3 protein-coding genes are annotated in these 1395 nt (G+C 43.8%); all 3 read left to right on the forward strand.

What is annotated here, in order from left to right:
- Positions 1-4: 4 nt before the first annotated feature.
- Positions 5-88 carry an IS3 family transposase gene (locus LC059_RS18150; RefSeq protein WP_226704578.1) on the forward strand — a complete coding sequence of 28 codons (84 nt, stop codon included), beginning with the start codon at positions 5-7 and terminating at the stop codon, positions 86-88.
- Between the two features lie 50 nt (positions 89-138).
- The gene (locus LC059_RS17845; protein WP_226705230.1) at positions 139-567 is read left to right on the forward strand and encodes a hypothetical protein; all 429 of its coding nucleotides are present in this window, start codon (positions 139-141) and stop codon (positions 565-567) included.
- 130 nt (positions 568-697) lie between these two features.
- Positions 698-1096, forward strand: a complete 399-nt coding sequence (locus LC059_RS17850) for a hypothetical protein (protein WP_226705231.1) — start codon at positions 698-700, stop codon at positions 1094-1096.
- Positions 1097-1395 lie beyond the last annotated feature (299 nt).

The raw sequence follows: 1395 nt of genomic DNA on the forward strand, positions 1-1395 counted from the left end.
ATACATCGAGGTTTTCTACAATAGAACTCGAAGGCACTCCGCATTGGGCCATATGAGCCCGGCAGAGTATGAGCGCAAATGCGCATAGTTAGAGTGTCTACTTTTTGTGGGCAAGACCAGCAGTTATCTGAGAGTCATATGACAGAAGAACAATCAATTTATAAGTCGATAGCCCAGCTAATTTACAATGTAACTCCAGATTCTCGGAAAAAGACTCAATATATATTTTTCAAGAAGCCACACAGCCATGTCACAACAATATGGAACGGTAATTATCTTGAGAAAGAAGGTAGTTTCACTCTGGAACATGATGCAAATAAGACAATCAACGATCTTTTTTTAATATTGTATGAAAAGCAATCTGATTTTAACCAGGCAAACTGGAATGTAGTTCAGTTCATACTTCACGAGAATGGATCGAAATTCGAAATTAAGTATGATTTTTCGAATGAACTTGATGAAAAGAAGTTGTCATTTTGGAAATATTGCAATAGATACAAAAAGCCAGAAATAAAGAAAGCAAAATTTCCTAGGTTTCTTCGCTTTAAGTGGTTCCGTCGTGCCTAACAAAGCGCTGCAGGCCGACGGCCAACTTTGTGCACTTTATGCACGGTCGCTGCGCTCCGATTATTGCGCATAAAGCGCACAAAATTGTCCGCGGCTGAGCGCGGCGTTAGCATTCGATGAAGGCGACTCTATGGGTAGAATAATTACTTGTGTCATGCTGCTTTTGGTGCCCGTTGGCTTGGTTGCCCATCCAGACTGGAATCAGCAGCTTGATCTAAAGGAAGGGGTATCGCTTACTGGAAATGTCCGCGCTTTTGTAGCCGATTCTGGAAATAGCAATGTCTCGGATGGCACAAGCTGGAATGGAGCGAAGGTTCACATTGAGCTTCCTAAAGAATATGCAGGAAAGTGGATAACTCTCTTGTATAGAGATGAGCCCTTACTAAAAGATGGTTCGCTTCTTAAGTTGGGTGATACCCTGCATTTCACGGTTTATCACTCGGAGTCAGTCCATCTAGATAAATTGAACAACCTTAAAGTACTGTCTGTCAGCGAGCTAATACAACTTTATGAGGCCGAGCGCGAGTAAAATGCTAACAAGGCCGGGCAATTTGCTCCGGGCCTGCGGCCCTCCGCGGGACAGCTTACCTTGTACACCTTTTGCGCAGGTCGCTACGCTCCCATTATTGCGCAAAATGTACACAAGGTAAGCTGCCCCTGCCGGCGGCGTTAACCTCACTAGAGCAAGTAGCATGTTGAAATTCGGAATTTTTAGTATCTTGGTGTTTTTCTCTTTAGCTTCATCCGCAGGTGGCAGCGTTAAGCAGGAAATACAGGTACTTTCTGAGCTACTATCAGATCAAAACGCAGTGCTGGTGAAAAAGTCGG

Origin of the sequence: Microbulbifer elongatus (assembly GCF_020524885.1) — a bacterium.
Taxonomy (GTDB): domain Bacteria; phylum Pseudomonadota; class Gammaproteobacteria; order Pseudomonadales; family Cellvibrionaceae; genus Microbulbifer; species Microbulbifer elongatus_A.

Excerpts from the sequence above, each read along its gene's own strand:
- LC059_RS17845 (WP_226705230.1), top strand. The coding sequence starts at position 139 with ATGACAGAAGAACAATCAATTTATAAGTCGATAGCCCAGCTAATTTAC.
- LC059_RS17850 (WP_226705231.1), top strand. The coding sequence starts at position 698 with ATGGGTAGAATAATTACTTGTGTCATGCTGCTTTTGGTGCCCGTTGGC.